12 protein-coding genes are annotated in these 18,392 nt (G+C 72.9%); 6 read left to right on the plus strand and 6 right to left on the minus strand.

What is annotated here, in order from left to right; genetic code table 11:
* Positions 1 to 107: 107 nt before the first annotated feature.
* On the minus strand, positions 108 to 1,202 hold the full coding sequence (locus ACWCSV_RS06675) for a DUF2637 domain-containing protein (RefSeq protein ID WP_451139167.1): 1,095 nt from the start codon (positions 1,200 to 1,202) through the stop codon (positions 108 to 110).
* A gap of 193 nt (positions 1,203 to 1,395) precedes the next feature.
* A complete protein-coding gene (locus ACWCSV_RS06680; protein ID WP_451139169.1) occupies positions 1,396 to 2,247 on the minus strand; it encodes a (2Fe-2S)-binding protein in 852 nt (283 codons plus the stop codon).
* A 143-nt stretch (positions 2,248 to 2,390) separates the two neighbouring features.
* On the opposite strand from ACWCSV_RS06680, the gene ACWCSV_RS06685 reads away from it, so the two are divergent.
* A complete protein-coding gene (locus ACWCSV_RS06685) occupies positions 2,391 to 3,239 on the plus strand; it encodes a GntR family transcriptional regulator (protein ID WP_451139171.1) in 849 nt (282 codons plus the stop codon).
* Positions 3,240 to 3,312: 73 nt separating this feature from the next.
* Here ACWCSV_RS06685 and ACWCSV_RS06690 read toward each other — a convergent pair whose 3' ends face one another.
* The gene (locus ACWCSV_RS06690; protein ID WP_451139173.1) at positions 3,313 to 4,098 is read right to left on the minus strand and encodes a hypothetical protein; all 786 of its coding nucleotides are present in this window, start codon (positions 4,096 to 4,098) and stop codon (positions 3,313 to 3,315) included.
* A 173-nt stretch (positions 4,099 to 4,271) separates the two neighbouring features.
* The gene (locus ACWCSV_RS06695) at positions 4,272 to 6,014 is read right to left on the minus strand and encodes a PucR family transcriptional regulator (protein ID WP_451139563.1); all 1,743 of its coding nucleotides are present in this window, start codon (positions 6,012 to 6,014) and stop codon (positions 4,272 to 4,274) included.
* A 331-nt stretch (positions 6,015 to 6,345) separates the two neighbouring features.
* Between ACWCSV_RS06695 and ACWCSV_RS06700 the strand changes: the two genes are divergently transcribed.
* The 5 genes from ACWCSV_RS06700 to ACWCSV_RS06720 all read left to right on the plus strand — a co-directional run bounded on the left by ACWCSV_RS06700 (position 6,346) and on the right by ACWCSV_RS06720 (position 15,420).
* A complete protein-coding gene (locus ACWCSV_RS06700; protein WP_451139175.1) occupies positions 6,346 to 7,233 on the plus strand; it encodes an FAD binding domain-containing protein in 888 nt (295 codons plus the stop codon).
* 2 nt (positions 7,234 to 7,235) lie between these two features.
* Positions 7,236 to 7,817: a (2Fe-2S)-binding protein gene (locus ACWCSV_RS06705; RefSeq protein WP_451139177.1), complete on the plus strand. Its 582-nt coding sequence runs from the start codon at positions 7,236 to 7,238 to the stop codon at positions 7,815 to 7,817.
* A gap of 2 nt (positions 7,818 to 7,819) precedes the next feature.
* Complete coding sequence (gene pucD / locus ACWCSV_RS06710) at positions 7,820 to 10,219, plus strand: xanthine dehydrogenase subunit D (RefSeq protein WP_451139179.1); 2,400 nt, start codon at positions 7,820 to 7,822, stop codon at positions 10,217 to 10,219.
* Between the two features lie 120 nt (positions 10,220 to 10,339).
* Positions 10,340 to 11,566 carry an XdhC family protein gene (locus ACWCSV_RS06715; protein WP_451139181.1) on the plus strand — a complete coding sequence of 409 codons (1,227 nt, stop codon included), beginning with the start codon at positions 10,340 to 10,342 and terminating at the stop codon, positions 11,564 to 11,566.
* Positions 11,567 to 11,736: 170 nt separating this feature from the next.
* The gene (locus tag ACWCSV_RS06720; protein WP_451139565.1) at positions 11,737 to 15,420 is read left to right on the plus strand and encodes a S8 family serine peptidase; all 3,684 of its coding nucleotides are present in this window, start codon (positions 11,737 to 11,739) and stop codon (positions 15,418 to 15,420) included.
* Between the two features lie 186 nt (positions 15,421 to 15,606).
* On the opposite strand, the gene ACWCSV_RS06725 is transcribed toward ACWCSV_RS06720, so the two are convergent.
* Positions 15,607 to 16,398, minus strand: coding sequence for a class I SAM-dependent methyltransferase (locus ACWCSV_RS06725; RefSeq protein WP_451139183.1), 792 nt, complete (start codon positions 16,396 to 16,398; stop codon positions 15,607 to 15,609).
* Between the two features lie 282 nt (positions 16,399 to 16,680).
* Positions 16,681 to 18,243, minus strand: a complete 1,563-nt coding sequence (locus tag ACWCSV_RS06730; protein WP_451139185.1) for a peptidoglycan recognition protein family protein — start codon at positions 18,241 to 18,243, stop codon at positions 16,681 to 16,683.
* Positions 18,244 to 18,392: the final 149 nt, after the last annotated feature.

Below are 18,392 nucleotides of genomic sequence, written 5' to 3' on the forward strand. Positions count from 1 at the left end.
GGTGCCCGATTCAGGCCGCCGGACGTGGTGCGGAGTCCGTGGGCGGTGGATCACCCTCTGCCCACGGACTCCTTCCCGCCTCCACCGTACGGGCGTTGCCGGGGTGCTCAGCCGAACTGCTGCTCAAGATCCTTGAGTTTGCGCTCCAGGGAGTCGAGCCGCGGCAGTGCCTGGGTGTCGTCCTCGGCCGTGAGGTCGACGGTCAGGGGGTCACCGCCGGAACTCGGCGCGCCGTTCTTCGGGCCGGGTTCGCCCGCAGTCCGCGGTGAGCCGCTGACGGCCTGCAGCGGTGGCCGGGGGCGCAGCGGGAGCTGGCCGGGTTCCGTCGTGGCGGATTCCACGGCAGGCCGGTCCGCGTTCGGCGAGGGGGGCAGCGCGGGGGCGTCCACCTGGCGGCCTCCGCGCCTGTTCCAGGCACGGTTCTGGCGGTTGAGCGCCTTGATGCGCGCCCGGTCCAGCTTCTCCTGGTCCCGCCTGCGGATGCGGTCCTGCTCCTGCTCGCGGCGGTCCTCGCGCACCTCGTCGACCGCTTCGTCCAGGGTGCGCACCCCTTCGAGGAGCATCAACGACCAGGCGTCGAAGGTCTCCCGGGGGGCGCGCAGCCAGCGGACGATGCGGATCTGCGGCAACGGCCTGGGAACCAGGCCCTGTTCGCGCAGGGCGGCCCGGCGGGTCTGCTTCAGCGCGCGGTCGAAGAGCACCGCCGCCGAGAGCGACATCCCCGCGAAGAACTGCGGGGCGCCCGCGTGGTCGATGCCGCGCGGTGCGTGGACCCAGTTGAACCAGGCAGCCGCACCGGCGAACGTCCACACCAGCAGCCGCGATCCGAGGGCCGCGTCCCCGTGGCTCGCCTCGCGCACGGCCAGTACGGAGCAGAACATGGCCGCACCGTCGAGGCCGAACGGGACGAGGTACTCCCAGCCTCCGGAGAGGCCCAGGTTCTGCTGGCCGAAGCCGACGAGGCCGTGGAAGGAGAGCGCGGCGGCGACGGCCGCACAGCAGAACAGCAGGATGTAGGAGGCGGTGGCGTAGAGCGCTTCCTTGCGCCTGCGGCGGTCCTCGCTGCGTTCCCAGCTGTCGTCGGCCGAGGCTTTGCCGGCGGCACGCTTGCCGCGTGCGACCACCGTCACCGCCGCCATGACTCCCACGAGCAGCACGGCGCCCGGAAGCAGCCAGTCAAGCGACATGTCGGTCAGTCTCATGCGCGGTTCCTCGGGTCACGTAGGGCGTTTCGGACGCCATCGTGACGGAACTTCCGCTCGCCTCAAGCGGATTCGGGGGAAGAGCACGCCTTCGGGGGGCTTTGAGCGTACAGGTGACCGCATTTGGGTCGAACTGCCGCACGAGACGGAAGAGTTGCATTCGAGGGACGCTCCCTCGTGCGGGTGGTGTCGATTACGGGGCGGCGCTCAGCTTCTTCACGCGGTCGCTGTCACAGGTGCGCGGGCAGGTGACGCAGGTGTCCTCGGGGCGCAGCGTGTAGAACAGGCAGCAGCTGGCACGGTCACGGGTGGGAAGGGACTCGCCGTTGGGACCGGTCAGTTCGCGGAAGCCGGCGGCTCCGACGTACGGCTTGGTGGCGCCCGGGAGCAACCGCTCCAGTTCGGTCATCGCCCGGGTCTCCTCGCCCAGCAGATGGGCGACGTACCAGAGGCCCTCGACGATCTCGTCCGTCGCCATGCCCCACAGCGCCCGCTTCCCGCGCCGCATGCGGGGGCCGAAGCCCTCCAGGACGGGGCCCATGTGGGCGGCGACGGACGCCAGCACCTCGGCCCGGAGCGCCGCCTCGTCCGGCACCACGCGCGCGTCGGGGTGCGAGGCGGCCGGGTCGTCGGGCAGGCAGGCGAACTCGCGCACGCGGACGGCGAAGTGGCCCAGCGCCCGCTGGAACGCCACGTCCTCGACCGGGACCCGCGGCACCCTCCGGTGCAGGAACCACGGCAGGGTCACCAGCAGGCAGGCGGGCCAGGCGTACCGGTGGAGCCCGAAGCTGGCCACCACGTCCGGACGGGCCCGCTGCTGGTAGTCGCGCAGGATCTGCGCCTCGTCCCACTGCAGGAACGTGTCGACCGCCGCGCCGCCCGAGGCGAGCCCGTCCGCGTGCACCCAGCCGGAGCCTGCGGGCAGCGGCGCCGCCGCGTCGAGGACGTCGGTGCGCAGGCCGGGGAAGACCTCGGCGAGGCGCGCGTACGCGGACGTCACCGGGGAGGCCGGGGCGGTGCCGGCGGGCACCGTGGGAACGGTCATGCGGGACCACCGAATCACGAGCGTTGGCAGGCAAGCCTTACCTTACCCGAAGTGATCGACGTGTGAACCCGGGGGTCCTGCGCCTATCGTGCTCGGGTGGCTGCGCCCGTGCGGGACGGTGCGGGCGGGGACGAGGAGGACCGGTGGAGCAGGGCAGAACGCGGCGGGAGGACGCGCTCGCGTTCTCCGCGTACCCGGAGCGTGCCGGGGCGGGGGCGTCCGGAGTCTCCGGTACGTCCGGCAGGGCCGGTTCGCCGGAAGGCCCCGGGGCGTCCGGAGCCGGTCCCGTCCCTCGCGTGCCCGAACAGGCCGGACGCGGCACGGCGCGCGGCGAGCACACCCACGGCGAGGCCGCCGCGCCTCCGTCCGTCCGCCGGCACTCCGTGCGCGGGCAGATCCTCGACGCCCTGCGCGACGCCCTGGCGGCCGGGGATCTCGTCCCGGGTCAGGTGTACTCCGCTCCCGCACTCGGCGCGAGCTTCGGCGTGTCCGCCACCCCGGTACGCGAGGCGATGCAGCGGCTGGCCGCGGAGGGCGCGGTGGAGGTCGTACCGAACCGCGGCTTCCGCGTCGTCGAGCGCGGCCCGCGCGAACTGGCCGAACTGGCCGAGCTCCGCGCGCTGATCGAGGCGCCCGTCGTGCTGCGGCTCGCCCGGATCGTACCGGCCTGCCGCTGGGGGACCCTGCGGCCGCTGGCGGAGGCCACGGTCGCCGCGGCGGCGACCGGGGACGGCTCGGCCTACGCGGAGAGCGACCGCGCCTTCCACCGCGCCCTGCTCGCCCTCGCCGGCAACGCCCAGCTGGTGGCCCTCGCCGACGACCTGCACCGCCGCTGCCCGGGTCCGCTGCCCGGGGCCGCACCGGGCCGGCCCGCCGGGCTGCGGGCCGACGCGGCGCAGCACACCGCGCTGCTGGACGCGCTGGCCGACCGCGACACGACGGCCGTACGCGCCCTGGTCGCCGAGCACTACCGGAGCCCGGCGGACGGCTGAGCGAGGCGTGAGCACCGCACAGCCGTCCGCGCGGGCACAGCGGCCCGCGCTCGGTTCGCCGCGCCGGCCGCACTCAGTTCGCCGCGGCGACCTCCGGTTCCGGGGGCTGGTCGAGCAGCGGGGCGAGCCAGGTCGGTACGCCGCCCAGCAGCCGGAAGAGGCGACCCGCCTCGGCGCGCAGCCGGGTGGCCACCGGTTCGGTCTCGGTCTCCGCGAGCGAGATCAGCGCGGGGGCCGTCCCGACCAGGTAGCCCAGCTCCTCCCTTATCCGCAGCGACTCCGCGAAGCCGTGGCGCGCCTCCGCGCGCTCCCCCGCACTCAGGGCCAGGGACGCGAGGTGACGCCAGGTGAAGGAGAGCAGTAACGCGTCCCCCCTGGCGGTGGCGCCCGCGTGCGCCCGCCGGAAGGCGGCCCGCGCGGAATCGGGCGCCTGGGCGATGTTCTGCGCGATCAGCCCGCGCCGGAAGTCCAGCAGGGGCCGGCCGGGCGCGTCCGGGGCGAGCAGCGCCGCCGCGCGGCTGAGTGCCACGGACGCCTCGTCCGCCCGGTCGCGGATGCCGAGCAGGGTCGAGGCGTACGCCAGATAGCCGCGTTCGCAGGCGGCGGCTCCCCGCTCGGCGTTGTCCCTGGCGAGCGCCTCCGCCGCCCGCAGGGCCTCTTCGGCCTCGGTCCAGCCCTTGGTCGTGTAGAGGCAGCGCTCGGTCAGCAGGACGGTGCGCTGGAGGGCCGCGGCCGGATCGGTCGCGGCGCTCGGTCCGAGCAGTGCGGCGGCGTCCGTCCAGCAGGCGCGTGAGCGCAGCCGCCACACCGCGGTCAGGAGAGGAGGTTCGTCATCGGCTGTCGTTCCGGACCCAGACATGGCGGTGTACGCCACATTGCCTCCCCGAGCGCGCCATTGAGCTGTTGAGTGTGGGCGCATCTCAGCACGGATCGGCAGCCCGGCCAAGAGGGCGGGCCAGGTTCAGGTGAAAGATTTCACAAACGGGTGTCGGCCTTGCGGGGCACGGGCGGCGCCGGGTCGGACGAGGAAGGTCAGCTCATGCGCAGGGCGAGGAAGAAATCGAGCTTGTCCTCCAGCCGCGAGAGGTCGCGGCCCGTCAACTGCTCGATACGCCCGACGCGGTAGCGCAAGGTGTTGACGTGCAGGTGGAGGCGGGTCGCGCAACGGGTCCAGGAGCCGTCGCATTCCAGGAACGCCTCCAGGGTCGGGATCAGCTCGGCGCGGTGCCGCTCGTCGTAGCTCCGCAGCGGGTCCAGCAGCCGTGCCGTGAAGGCCCGCCGTACGTCGTCGGGAACGAACGGCAGCAGCAGGACGTGCGACGCCAGCTCGTCGTGGCCGGCCGCGCAGACCCGCCCCGGGCGGGCCGCTGCGACCCGGCGCGCGTGCCGGGCCTCTTCCAGCGCCCCGCGCAGACCCTCGGCCGAGTGGACCGCCGCGCTGACCCCCAGGGTGAGCCGCCCGTCGTCCGCGAGTCCCGCCGAGAGCGGCTCGCGGACCGCGTCCAGCAGGGCTCCTGCGCGCAGGGCGGGGTCCACCGCCCCGTGGACACCGCCGCCGTCGTCCGCTCCGTCACCGGGTACCGGCCCGGCCGCGGAGACCGCCGGCAGCGGTACGAGCGCGATGGCCTCGTCCTCCGTGTACGCCACCGCTATCCGGTCCGCCGAGTCCGGCCCGGTGACCGCCGGGTCGACCAGGATCTCCTCCAGCAGCGCCTGGGCCACCGGGCCCCCCGCCCCGTCCTCGGCACCGCCGCGGGCCGGCGAACCGCCGTCCGGCGCCTCCCACTCCACCCGCGCCACCACGACCTGCCAGTGCGGAGCGGTACCGAGGCCGGGCAGCAGCACCGGTGCGGCCACCCGCAGCCGGGCCGCGACCTCGGCCGGGGCGGCGCCGGTCTGCACCAGCTCCAGCACCTCCTGCGCGAGCCGGCGGCGTACCGTACGCGCGGCGTCGCGCCGGTCGCGTTCGACGGCGATCAGCTGGGTGACGCCCTGCAGCAGGTCCAGCCGGGCCTCGGGCCAGTCGCCCGGGTCGGCCTCCACCGCGAGGAGCCACTCCGAGAGGGCGGACCCGCGGGTGCCCCACGGGGCGGGAACGGCGCCCCGGCCGGTGTTCCGGATCGGGAAGAGCGCGTACGTGGTGCCGTCCACCGAGGTCGCGTGCGGACCCCGGCGACCGGTCCTGGCCGCCGCCAGGTGGCGGCCGGCGAGAGCCGTCGCGACCGGGCCGGGCAGCGGCTTCCCGGCATCGGCGATCCGGCGGCCGGTGGGGGACAGCACCCACGCCGACAGGGACAGATCCCCGGCGAGCAGGTCCAGGACCACCTCGGGACCGCCACCCGCCGGACCCGAGGTCATCAGCCTGCGGTGCCGGTCCACGACGGCGGCCAGATCCCCGGCGCGCTCGCCGGACACCTGGCGTACGACGTACTCGGTGATCGTCGCGAAGGCAACCGTCTCGTTCACCGCGAAGAGCGGCATGCGGTGGTGCCGGCAGGCCTCGACCAGGTCGTCGGGTATGGGGCCGAGCTCGGCCTCGCCCGCCGCCAGCGCGCTGACCCCGGCCTGGGCGAGTATCCGGACGAAGGGCTCCGAATCCGTCGCGTCGTGGCGCCAGGCCAGCCCGGTGAGCACGAGCTCGCCGCCGGAGAGGTAGCGGCTCGGGTCGCGCAGGTCCGTCGTCATGACGCCCCGGACCGGACGGTCCAGCTCGTCCTCGCCGCCGAGCAGCCGCAGCCCCAGCGCGTCGGTGTCCAGCAGTGCGCGCAGCCGCATCTCGTTGCCGCCGATCTGTTTTTCGTAGGTTCCAGGGGTCCTGTGAATTGCGGCGAGGTTTCCGACCCTCGCCATTCGTTCGAATCTACAAGACGAGCGAGGAGACCAGCCAACTCCTTCATTGTTTCGGTGACTGCACCGGTTGGAGCACGGCTTGTGTACTGGAGGCCACCCTGCGTCAACAACTGATGAAGGGCGACCGCTCTCCGGCCGTACGCGGACCGCTCCCCAGCCGTACGCGGACCGTTCCCGGCCCCGCGCGGACCGGCCCCCGGCACCGTTGCGGGGTTCTTCTTCCACCCTGCGCAGCCCATCGAGAAGAGAGCCACTCATGGACTTCCTTCGCCCCGCCGCCTGGGAGGACGCGCTCGCCGCCAAGGCCGAGCACCCGGCGGCCGTCCCGCTCGCGGGCGGCACGGACGTGATGGTCGAGATCAACTTCGACCACCGCCGCCCGGACCACCTCCTCGACCTGAGCCGGATCGGTGAACTCTCCGACTGGGAGGTCGGCGAGCGGACCGTACGCCTCGGTGCCTCGGTGCCGTACAGCGCGATCATGGAGCACCTCAGGGCCGAGCTCCCCGGACTGGCCCTCGCCGCGCACACCGTCGCCTCCCCGCAGATCCGCAACCGGGGCGGGGTCGGCGGCAACCTCGGCACCGCGTCCCCCGCCGGGGACGCGCACCCGGCGCTGCTCGCCGCGGGCGCGGAGGTCGAAGCGGTGTCCGTACGCGGCACCCGGATGATCCCCATCGATGCCTTCTACACCGGCGTCAAACGGAACGCGCTCGCCCCCGACGAACTCATCCGCGCCGTGCACATCGCCCGGGCGGACGGCCCGCAGCAGTTCTCCAAGGTCGGCACCCGCAACGCCATGGTCATCGCCGTCTGCGCCTTCTCCGTCGCCCTGCACCCGGAGACCCGCACGGTGCGCACCGGCATCGGTTCCGCCGCGCCCACCCCGGTCCGCGCCACCGCCGCCGAGGAGTTCCTGAATGCCGCGCTCGACGAGGGCGGGTTCTGGGAGAACGGCGACACCCTCACCCCCTCCCTCGCCCGGGAGTTCGCCACCCTCGCCTCGGGCGCCTGCAACCCGATCGACGACGTCCGCGGCACCGCCCGCTACCGCCGGCACGCCGTCGGCGTGCTGGCCCGCCGCACCCTCGGCTGGACCTGGGAGCAGTACCGCACCGGCCGCACCCTCGAAGGAGCCCGCTGACCATGCGCGTCCACATCACCGTCAACGGCCGGCCGCAGCAGGCGGACGACGTCTGGGAGGGCGAGTCCCTCCTCTACGTCCTGCGGGAACGCATGGGCCTGCCCGGCTCCAAGAACGCCTGCGAGCAGGGCGAGTGCGGCTCCTGCACCGTCCGCCTCGACGGAGTGCCCGTCTGCGCGTGCCTGGTCGCCGCCGGACAGGCCGAGGGCCGCGAGGTCGTCACCGTGGAAGGACTCGCCGACTACGCCCGCCACCGCGCCGACGCCCACCCCGGCAGCGGCTGCGCGGCAGGCCGCTGCGGCACCAGCCTCGACGAGGCCCGCGGCTGGCAGGCCGTCCCCGGCCCGGGCGGGCCCCCGCTCTCCGCGGTCCAGCAGGCCTTCGTCGACGCCGGAGCCGTGCAGTGCGGCTTCTGCACCCCCGGACTGCTGGTCGCCGCCGACGAACTCCTCGAACAGCACCCCTCCCCGTCCGACCAGGACATCCGCGAGGCGCTCTCCGGCAACCTCTGCCGCTGCACCGGCTACGAGAAGATCCTCGACGCGGTCCGCCTCGCCGCCGCCCGCTCCGGACAGGAGGCCTGACCATGGCGACCACCGGAACCCCGGTCGGCCTCACCCAGGGCTCACCCACCCGGGGCGGGATCGGCGAGTCCACCCTCCGCCCCGACGGCACCCTCAAGGTCACGGGGGAGTTCGCCTACTCCTCCGACATGTGGCACGAGGACATGCTCTGGGGCCACACCCTGCGCTCCACCACCGCCCACGCCGAGATCCGCTCGATCGACATCGCCGAGGCGCTCGCCACCCCCGGCGTGTACGCGGTCCTCACCTACGACGACCTGCCCGCCGCCGTGAAGAACTACGGCCTGGAGATCAAGGACACCCCCGCCCTCGCCCACGGCCGGGTCCGCCACCACGGTGAGCCGGTCGCCCTGGTGGCCGCCGACCACCCCGAGACGGCCCGCCGCGCCGCCGCGAAGATCCGCGTCGACTACGCCGAACTGCCGGTCGTCACCGACGAGGCGTCCGCCACCGCACCTGGCGCGCCCCTGCTCCACGAGGGCCGCGACGACCACCACAGCCTCCACGTCCCGCACCCCAACGTCGTGCACCGCCAGCCGATCGTGCGCGGCGACGCGGCGGCGGCAGCCGCCCGCGCCGACGTGATCGTGCGCGGCGAGTACGTCTTCGGCATGCAGGACCAGGCCTTCCTCGGCCCCGAGTCCGGGCTCGCCGTCCCCGCCGAGGACGGCGGTGTGGACCTCTACGTCGCCACCCAGTGGCTGCACAACGACCGGGCCCAGATGGCGCCCGTTCTCGGCCTCCCCGAGGAGAAGATCCGCATGACGCTCTCCGGCGTCGGCGGCGCCTTCGGAGGCCGCGAGGACCTGTCCATGCAGATCCACGCCTGCCTGCTCGCACTGCGCACCGGCAAGCCCGTCAAGATGGTCTACAACCGCTTCGAGTCCTTCTTCGGGCACGTCCACCGTCATCCCGCCAGGCTCACCTACGAGCACGGGGCCACCCGCGACGGCAAGCTGACCCACGTGAAGTGCCGCATCGTGCTGGACGGCGGCGCCTACGCCTCGTCCTCCCCGGCCGTCGTCGGCAACGCCGCCTCGCTCTCGGTGGGACCGTACGCCGTGGACGACGTCGACATCGAGGCGCTCGCCCTCTACACCAACAACCCTCCCTGCGGGGCGATGCGCGGCTTCGGTGCCGTCCAGGCCTGCTTCGCGTACGAAGCGCAGATGGACAAGCTCGCCGCCGAACTCGGGCTCCACCCGGTCGATTTCCGCCGGATCAACGCGATGGAGCAGGGCACCCTGCTGCCCACCGGCCAGCCCTGCGACTCGCCCGCGCCGGTCGCCGAACTCCTCCGCCGCGTCAAGGCCCGCCCACTGCCGCCCGAACGGCAGTGGCTGGCCGCCGACTCGGCGGGAGGCGCCGGCTCGGTCGACGTCCGCGCGCTGCCGGGCGGACTCTCCAACACCACGCACGGCGAGGGTGTCGTACGGGGGGTGGGGTACGCGGTCGGGCTGAAGAACGTCGGCTTCTCCGAGGGCTTCGACGACTACTCCACCGCCCGGGTCCGGATGGAGGTCATCAACGGCGAGGCGGTCGCGACCGTGCACACCGCGATGGCCGAGGTCGGACAGGGCGGCGTCACCGTGCACGCCCAGATCGCGCGGACCGAACTCGGCGTCGGACAGGTCACCATCCAGCCCGCCGACACCCGGGTCGGCTCGGCCGGGTCCACCTCCGCCTCCCGCCAGACGTACGTCACCGGCGGCGCGATCAAGAACAGCTGCGAGGCCGTCCGGGAGCGGGTGCTGGAGCTGGGGCGCCGCAAGTTCGGTACGTACCACCCCGCTTGGGGCACCGCCGAACTGCTGCTGGAGAACGGCAAGGTCGTCACCGACGGCGGCGAGGCCCTCGCCGGCCTGGCCGAGGTCCTGGAGGACGAGGTGATCGAGGTCGAGCTGGAGTGGCACCACCGCCCCACTCAGCCACTCGACATCCGCACCGGCCAGGGAAACGGCCATGTGCAGTACTCCTTCGCCGCCCACCGGGCGGTCGTGGAAGTCGACACCGAACTGGGGCTCGTGAAGGTGGTCGAACTCGCCTGCGCCCAGGACGTCGGCAAGGCGCTCAACCCGCTCGCCGTCGCCGGACAGATCCAGGGCGGCTCCACCCAGGGACTCGGCGTCGCCGTGATGGAGGAGATCCTCGTCGATCCGGTGACCGCGAAGGTCCGCAACCCGTCCTTCACCGACTACCTGATCCCGACCATCCTCGACACCCCGCCCATCCCCGTCGACGTGCTCGAACTCGCCGACCAGAACGCCCCGTACGGGCTGCGGGGCGTCGGCGAGGCACCCACCCTCTCGTCCACCCCCGCGGTCCTCGCCGCCATCCGGGCGGCGACGGGCCTGGAGCTCAACCGGACCCCGGTACGTCCGGAGCACCTCACCGGCACATGATCACGGCGCGCGGTGCGGCGACCGCCGCGCCCGCGCCGGCCCCGCCCAGAGCTGCCCCGCCCAGAGCCGTACCGCCGAGAGCCGTACCGCCGAGAGCCGTACCGCCGAGAGGAGCACCCCGTGCTGGACATCGCCGCAGAACTGCACCGATGGACCCTGGAGGGACGGGACTTCGCCGTCGCCACGGTCGTCCGGGTCACCGGAAGCGCACCCCGGCAGCCGGGCGCCGCGCTCGCCGTGGACCGGGCCGGCGAGGCGGCCGGATCGGTCTCGGGCGGCTGCGTCGAGGGGGCGGTGTACGAACTGTGCCGCCAGGCCCTGGACGACGGGATCACCGTGCGTGAGCGGTTCGGCTACAGCGACGAGGACGCCTTCGCGGTCGGCCTCACCTGTGGCGGGACCATCGAGGTGCTGGTCACCCCGGTCCGGGCCGGTGACTCCGCCCGGCCGGTCGTGGCGGCTGCGCTCGCGGCGGCGGCGACCGGCCGGCCCGCCGCCCTCGCCCGGGTCGTCGACGGGCCGGACGAACTCCTCGGCCGAGCCGTGGCGGTGGGGGGGAACTCCACAAGTGTCATTTCCACGCAGGATAATGACGATGTGTCAGGTCCGGAGTTCGAGCGTGCCGCCGTCGCGGAGGCGCGGTCGATGCTCACCGCGGGGCGCACCGGCACAGTCACCGTCGGCGCGGACGGTTCGCGGTGCGGCCGGCCCGTCACCCTGTTCGTGGAGTCGAGCGTGCCGCCGCCCCGCATGATCGTCTTCGGTGCCGTCGACTTCGCCTCGGCCCTGACCCGCGCGGCGGCGTTTCTCGGCTACCGGGTCACCGTCTGTGACGCCCGGCCGGTCTTCGCCACGGCCGCCCGCTTTCCCGAGGCCGACGACATCGTCGTCGACTGGCCGCACCGCTACCTCGCCACGGCCGAGGTCGACGAGCGTACCGTCCTCTGCGTCCTCACCCACGACCCGAAGTTCGACGTACCCCTGCTGAAGACCGCGCTGCGACTGCCGGTCGGCTACGTCGGCGCCATGGGTTCGCGGCGCACGCACCTGGACCGTGAAGCGGCGCTGCGGGAGGAGGGCCTCACCGCACGCGAACTGGGCCGCCTGCACTCGCCGATCGGGCTGGACCTCGGAGCCCGTACGCCCGAGGAGACCGCTCTCTCGATCATGGCGGAGGTCGTCGCCGAGCGGCACGGCGGCACCGGCGCGCGGCTCACCGGTGCCCGTACCCCGATCCATCACGAACCGGTCCCGTCGCCGAACGGCGTGCTGCCGGGCGCCGGGCCCCGGGGTGTCGCATCCCTGGACATCGCCTCCCTGAACGCCCTTTCCGCGCCGGGCGGTTAACCGCCACGGCGGATTCCTGCCACCGTGAAACCGCTTTGCCGTCCGCCATTTACCGGTAGATCAACACCATGACATTTTCAGCCCCCTCCGTTTCCGGCCGGGCGAGACCCGCTCGTCAGGGACGCACGCTCCTGCTCATAGCGACTTCCGTCGCGCTCGTGAGCGGTGTCATGCTCCCCGCCGCCGGTTCCGCTTCCGCGTCCCCCCACCCGGCGACCCCCCAGGCCCCGGCCGCGCACACCCGGCAGACGGCCGAACCGCAGAGCCATGACATCACCCTCGTCACCGGCGACGTGGTGCACTACGTCGAGGGTGCGGGTGCCGGCGACCACGGCACCGTCACCGTCGACCGCCCGGACGGCGCGACCGGCGGCGTCCACGTGCAGCAGTCCGGCGACGACCTCTACGTCCTGCCCGACGAGGCCACCTCCCTCCTCGCCGCGGGCACACTCGACCGCAGGCTCTTCAACATCACGGCGCTGGTCGGAATGGGGTACGACGACGAGCGGACCGGCGGCATCCCGCTGATCGCCACCTACCCGCAGGCCGTGGCGCGTTCGCTGCCCGCCGCGCCGGACGGTGCCAAGAAGGTGCGCACCCTGGAGTCGATCCACGGGGCGGCGCTCACGGCCGACAAGGCCGACGCCCGCACCTTCTGGGACGACATTTTCCGTACCCAGAAGGCCCGTTCGCTGGACGCGGGCATCTCCAAGCTCTGGCTCGACGGCCGTTCGACGGCACAGCTCTCCGAGTCGGTGCCGCAGATCAACGCCCCCGCCGCCTGGGCGGAGGGGTACGACGGTGCGGGCATCAAGGTCGCGGTCCTGGACACCGGCATCGACGCCGACCACCCGGACGTCAAGGACCGCATCCTGGAGTCGAAGAGCTTCGTCCCCGGTGAGGACGTGGACGACAAGAACGGTCACGGCACGCACGTGGCGTCGACCGTCGCCGGCTCCGGCGCGGCCTCCGGCGGGCTGAACAAGGGCGTCGCCCCGGGCGCGGGCCTGCTGATCGGCAAGGTGCTGGCGAACAGCGGCGAGGGTGCCGACTCCGGCATCATCGAGGCGATGGAGTGGGCGAAGGCCGAAGGCGCCGACGTCGTCTCCATGAGCCTCGGCGCCCAGGTGCCGGACGACGGCACCGACCCGATGGCCCAGGCGGTCAACGCGCTCTCGGCCGACGGCGGTCCGCTCTTCGTCATCGCGGCCGGCAACTCCTACGGCGCCGGCACCATCAGCGCCCCCGGCTCGGCGGCCGACGCGCTCACCGTCGCCGCCGTCGACAAGCAGGACAACCGCGCGGCCTTCTCCTCCATGGGCCCGCTGATCAACAACCACGGCCTGAAGCCGGACCTGTCCGCCCCGGGCGTCGGCATCAACGCGGCGGCCTCCCAGTCGGTTCCCGGCATGGAGGGGATGTACCAGTCGCTGGACGGTACGTCGATGGCGACCCCGCACGTCGCCGGCGCCGCCGCCATCCTGAAGCAGCGCCACCCGGACTGGTCCGGCAGCCGGCTCAAGGACGCCCTCATGAGCACGTCCAAGCGGCTCACCGCGTACACCCCGTACGAGCAGGGAACCGGCCGCGTGGACGTCGCGGCGGCCGTCGACGCCACGATCCAGGCCACCGGATCCGTCGAGACCGCCGACTACGCCTGGCCGCACGACGCCTCCGACGAGGTGGCGCGGCGGACCCTCACGTACACCAACACCGGCAAGCAGGACGTCACCCTGCACCTGGCGACCGACACGGACGCCGCGGCGTACACCCTCTCGACCCCGGAGCTGACCGTCCCGGCGGGTTCCACCGCGACGGCCGTGCTCTCGATCGACCCCTCCAAGGTCGACGCGGGCACCCTCTTCTCGGGCCAGGTCCTCGCCACCGGCGCGACCGGCGCGACCGTCGCCCACACGGGCTTCGCCGTCAGCAAGGAGGAGGAGCGCTACGACCTCACCATCCAGCTCCGTGACCGCGCGGGGCAACCGGCGGACGGCCAGGTCGTGTTCGCCGCGCTCGGCGACCCCCAGCTGAACGTCGTCAGCGTCGCGGGCGACACGACCCTGCGGCTGCCCCCGGGCAACTACACCGCCTGGACCGCGCTCGACGTGGACGGTGACCGCACCGACTCCAAGGCCCTCGCCTTCCTCGCCGCGCCCGAGACGATCCTCACCGACGGCCCCCGGACCATCACGCTCGACGCGTCCAAGGCCCGCAAGGTGAGCGCGAAGGCCCCGCAGGAGTCCGAGACGCGTCAGTTGCGGTACGACATGGCACGGACGGACCCGAACGGCTTGGTCCAACGCGACCTCTACCAGATCCCCCTGGCCTACGACGAGTTGTGGGCCGCACCCACCAAGAAGGTCACCCAGGGCACCTTCAGCTTCCTGACCCGCTGGCGCCTGGGCGAGGAGCTGATCGACGTCACGGCCGACGGAACCGACGTCCCGGTCACCGCGCAGGGCGGCTCCGTCGTCGCCGAGGACCGCGAGCAGAAGCTGGACGCCGTCTACGCGGGCGACGGAAGTGCCGCTGCCTACAAGGGGCTTGGCGCCAAGGGCAAGGCCGTGGTCATCAACCGCAGCGATGCCGTCGCCCCCGCCGACCGGCTCGCCAACGCGGTCGCCGCAGGAGCCTCGGCGCTCCTCGTCGTCAACGACGGCCGCGGGGTCGCCCTGGAGACCTACGCCGACTGGGGCACCGAGACCGCCATCCCGGTGGCCTCCGCCCAGAAGCTCGCCGGTCAGGCACTGATCAAGGCGGCCCAGCGCGGCAAGAAGATCAGCGTCGACCAGAAGAAGTTCGCCGACTACGTCTACGACTTCGTCGACCGCCACGACGGCACCATTCCGGACCGCTCCCTCGCATTCACCCCGTCGGTCCGCCAGCTGGCCAAGGTGGAGAACACCTTCTACGGGGCCAGGAAGACGCTCGGCGCCGGCTACCGCTACGACATCCCGGAGTACGGACCTGGCGTCGGTTTCGAGGAGTACGAGCAGTTCCCGGGCGTCCGCGACGAGTGGGTCACCCCCCTCCCGGGCGACTCCTTCTGGTACGAGAACCACTCCGTCTTCAACGCCGACGCCACCGACACCGCCGCCGAGATGCGCAGCACCGATCTCGACTACACGGCCGGCCGCACCTACAAGGACGACTGGTTCGCACCGGTGACGAGCCCCCGCCTCGGCACCGGCTACTGGGGACCGTTCCGTACCTCGTACAACGACATGCAGTTCAACATCAGCGCGTGGACCGACTCGGGCGAGGGCCACTCGGGTTCGATGCCCGCGGACGAGTACGACACCACGAGCTACGCCTTCTACCAGGGCGACACCCTGATCAAGAAGGGTGCGGGCCGGGCCGGTTACGCATGGGACCTCTCGCCCGAGAAGCTGCCGTACCGACTGGTTCTCGACTCCGGCCGCGACGCCGGCACCTGGAAGTCCTCCACCCGCACGCACAGCGAGTGGTCGTTCGTCTCGGGGCAGCTCGACGCGGGCGAAGCCGGATACGCGCGGAGTGACATCCCGCTGATCCAGCTGGACTTCGACGTCGACACCGACCTCGCGGGTGATGTGAAGGCGGGCAAGGAGGTCGAACTCGGCCTCGGCGCAGGGACGCAGGCCTGGCTGGACGGCGCGGTGAAGGCGACGTCCGCCTCGTTGCAGGTCAGTTACGACGACGGGGCCAAGTGGTCCGCCGTGAAGCTGCGCAGGACCGCGTCCGGCCAGTGGGCCGCGGCGTTCACCCCGCCGAAGAAGGGGGCCTCCTCGGTCTCCCTCAAGGCGCACGCCGAGGGCCCGGACGGCCTCGCCGTGGACCAGGAGATCATCCGGGCCTTCGGTCTGAAGTGACCTCCCGGCGCTGAAGGCCCCCGTGGCGTCGGCCTGGGGCAGTAGCGGTACCGGTGGCTCCGCGCCCTCGCCGGGGGTGCGGAGCCACCTCCTCGTGGCTCGGCTGACCCGGCGGGGGCCGGGCCGGCGCAGCGCTCCTGCCGGCCATGCGGAGACACGGCCGTCCCGGCCGGCCCCACGGCCGGGTCAGCCCGGCTTGACGGCCCGCGTCGCGAAATAGCCCGACATATAGGGAGCGGACGCGTCGGACTGGTGCGGTGCTTCCGTGAAGCCGGTGAGGACGAACCCCGCGGCGATCTGCCCGCCGATCTGGCCGGTGAGGGTGTGGCTGTACTCAAGAGCGGCATCCGCGCCGAACTTCGCGGCGCGCTCCTCGGCGGAGTACCGCGTGACATCGCTGTAGGGCAGCTGGTGTGCGACGACCAGCTCGCCGCGCTCGTCGAGCGCCTCGTGGTCGAACAAGTACACATCGGGGTTGAGGAAGCCCGCGAGCAGAGATCCGCCCGGTCGAAGGACGCGGAAGCACTCACGCCACACTGGTTCCACGTCCGGTACGAACAGGTTGGACACCGGATGGAACACGACGTCGAACGCCGCGTCGCCGAAGGCGCCGAGATCGCGCATGTCGCCCAGGACGGTGCGCAGCTCCAGTCCGTCGCGCGCCGCCACCATCCGGTCCTGGCCGAGCTGGCCGGGTGAGTTGTCGAACACGGTGACCCGCGCCCCCGCGGCGGCGAGGACCGGACCCTGCTGCCCCCCGCCGGAGGCCAGGCACAACACGTCCTGGCCGGTCAGGTCCGCCGGCAGCCAGGAGCGGTCGACCGGCTCGTGTCCGATGAGAACGACCGACCAGTCACCCGTGCGGGCGCGCTCGACGACCTCGGCACTCACCGGCCTCGACCACTCGTTGCCCTCCTGGACGTACTTGTCCCAGGCCGCCCGATTGTGGGCGGCGGGATCGACGACGAAATCCTGCACGTACGACTCCCTGCTACGGCCGGGCGGACACCTGCGGTACCGACGCATCGGTGCCGACAGCCAACACGATCGCAGGGTGCGGACTCAACGGAATTGGCGGGTGGTCGTACGGCGGGGGCCGGCGGCCGGTCCTTCGACCGCCGCGCCGGACGCCGCGGCCCGGCCGGCGGGGTACCCGCTCGTCGCCGACGAGCGGGTACCCCGCCGGCCCCGGGCGGTCTGCCGTCCGACGACCCCGGCCATGAACCCCGGCCATGACCCTGCCACGGCCGCGCCGGTGGGTCAGCTCCCCGACTGGAGGGCCGTCCAGGTCGCCGTGCCGACGATGCCGTCCACCGACAGACCGTGACCGGTCTGGAAGGAACGCACCGCGGTGGCGGTGCCCGATCCGAAGTCCCCGTCGACGGAGACGGTCGTGCCGAGGGCCGCCGTCAGCGAGCGCTGGAGGCGCTTGACGTCCTCACCGGTGCTGCCCTGGCGCAGGTCGGGGGTGGTACCGGCCGACAGCAGCGCCGTCCAGGTCTTCGCGCCCACGATGCCGTCCGCGCTCAGCCCGCGGGCCCGCTGGAAGGCCTGGACCGCCGACGTGGTCGCCGCGCCGAACACCCCGTCCACCGAACCCGCCCCGTAGCCCTGGGTGTTGAGGAGCTGCTGCACGGCCTTCACCTGGGCGCCACTGGAGCCCGACTGCTGGGTCGTGTAGGAGGAGAAGCTCAGCGCGTCCGTGGTCCCGCCGGTGGAGCCGTCGACCAGCTGCATGTAGGTGGTCCAGTCCCAGTAGGGGCCCGGGTCCGTGTGGTCGTTGCCGGGCGCCTCGCTGTGCCCGATGATGTGCGCCCGGTCCTTCACGATGCCGTGCCGGTCGCAGAGGTAGCGGGTGAGCGCCGCCGAGGAGCGGTACATCGCGTCGGTGAACCAGGTCGGATCGTCGATCCAGCCCTCGTGCTCGATGCCCAGGGACGAGGCGTTGGCGCTCTTCGCGTGGTAGGCGGTGTCGCTGTCGCGCACCATCTGGGTGATCTGGCCGTCCGAGGAACGGACCACGTAGTGCGCGCTGACCACGGCCGCGGGGTCCTGGAACCAGCTGATGGAGCCCGCGTACGAGCCCTGGGTGACGTGGATGACGACCTTGTCGATCGCCGCCGTCCGGCCCGACTTGTAGTTGGTGGTGCTGGCGGGAACCCAGAGCGCCGAGGGGTAGTCCGCCGACCGGGTGCTCACTTCGCTCGGGGCGAGATCGCCCTTCTCGGGGGAGACCGGACGCGAGGTGACGGTGATCTCCTCGCCCTCGGGGGTCCTGCCACGCAGACCGCCGGCCAGGAAGGAGTAGACCGTGTCCGCGTAGAGCGCGGCGGCGGGCCCGTCGGCGCCGCCGTACCGGGCGACCGCCGGGTACCAGGAGTCGACGTCGAGCCGCTCGTTCCGGTCGAGCCCGAGGGCGTCGGCGTACGAGCGGAGCACGGCGGCGCCGCCGAGGACGTTCGTCGCGGTGTTCTCGCGCAGCTGGGCGGCGGAGGCTCCGGTGAGGGCGGCGGCCTTCTCCAGGGACCGGTTGGTGGGGTTGCTCACCAGGTGCATGACGCCGTAGCCGTTGTCCTGGCTGGGGCGTCCCTGGTGCCCGTCGAAGTGCGTCTCGCCGTAGCCGACCGCCGCGAGGAGGTCGCGGGGCACGCCGTACTCGGTGGCGGCGCGGGCGAAGGCCCGGTTCAGGGAATCGGCGGCCGGGTCCGGCGCGGCCGACGCCAGGGCCGGCTGTCCCGCCGCTACGACGGCCGCGACGGTGAAGGCCGCGAGGGCGGCGGCGGAGGCACGACGGCGCACGGGGGCCGCGGGGCGTCTGGGCATGTCTGCTCCTGCGTGTGTGGGGGAGAGGAAGCCCTCGGTCCGGTGGGGTGGACGGAGGGCTGCAGAGCGGGCACAGGCTATCCATCTGAGGAATGCATGACAATGACGTCCCGGCGCGGCGCGCCGGGTCAACACCCCATCGGCGCAAG

Source organism: Streptomyces sp. NPDC001770 (assembly GCF_053596135.1).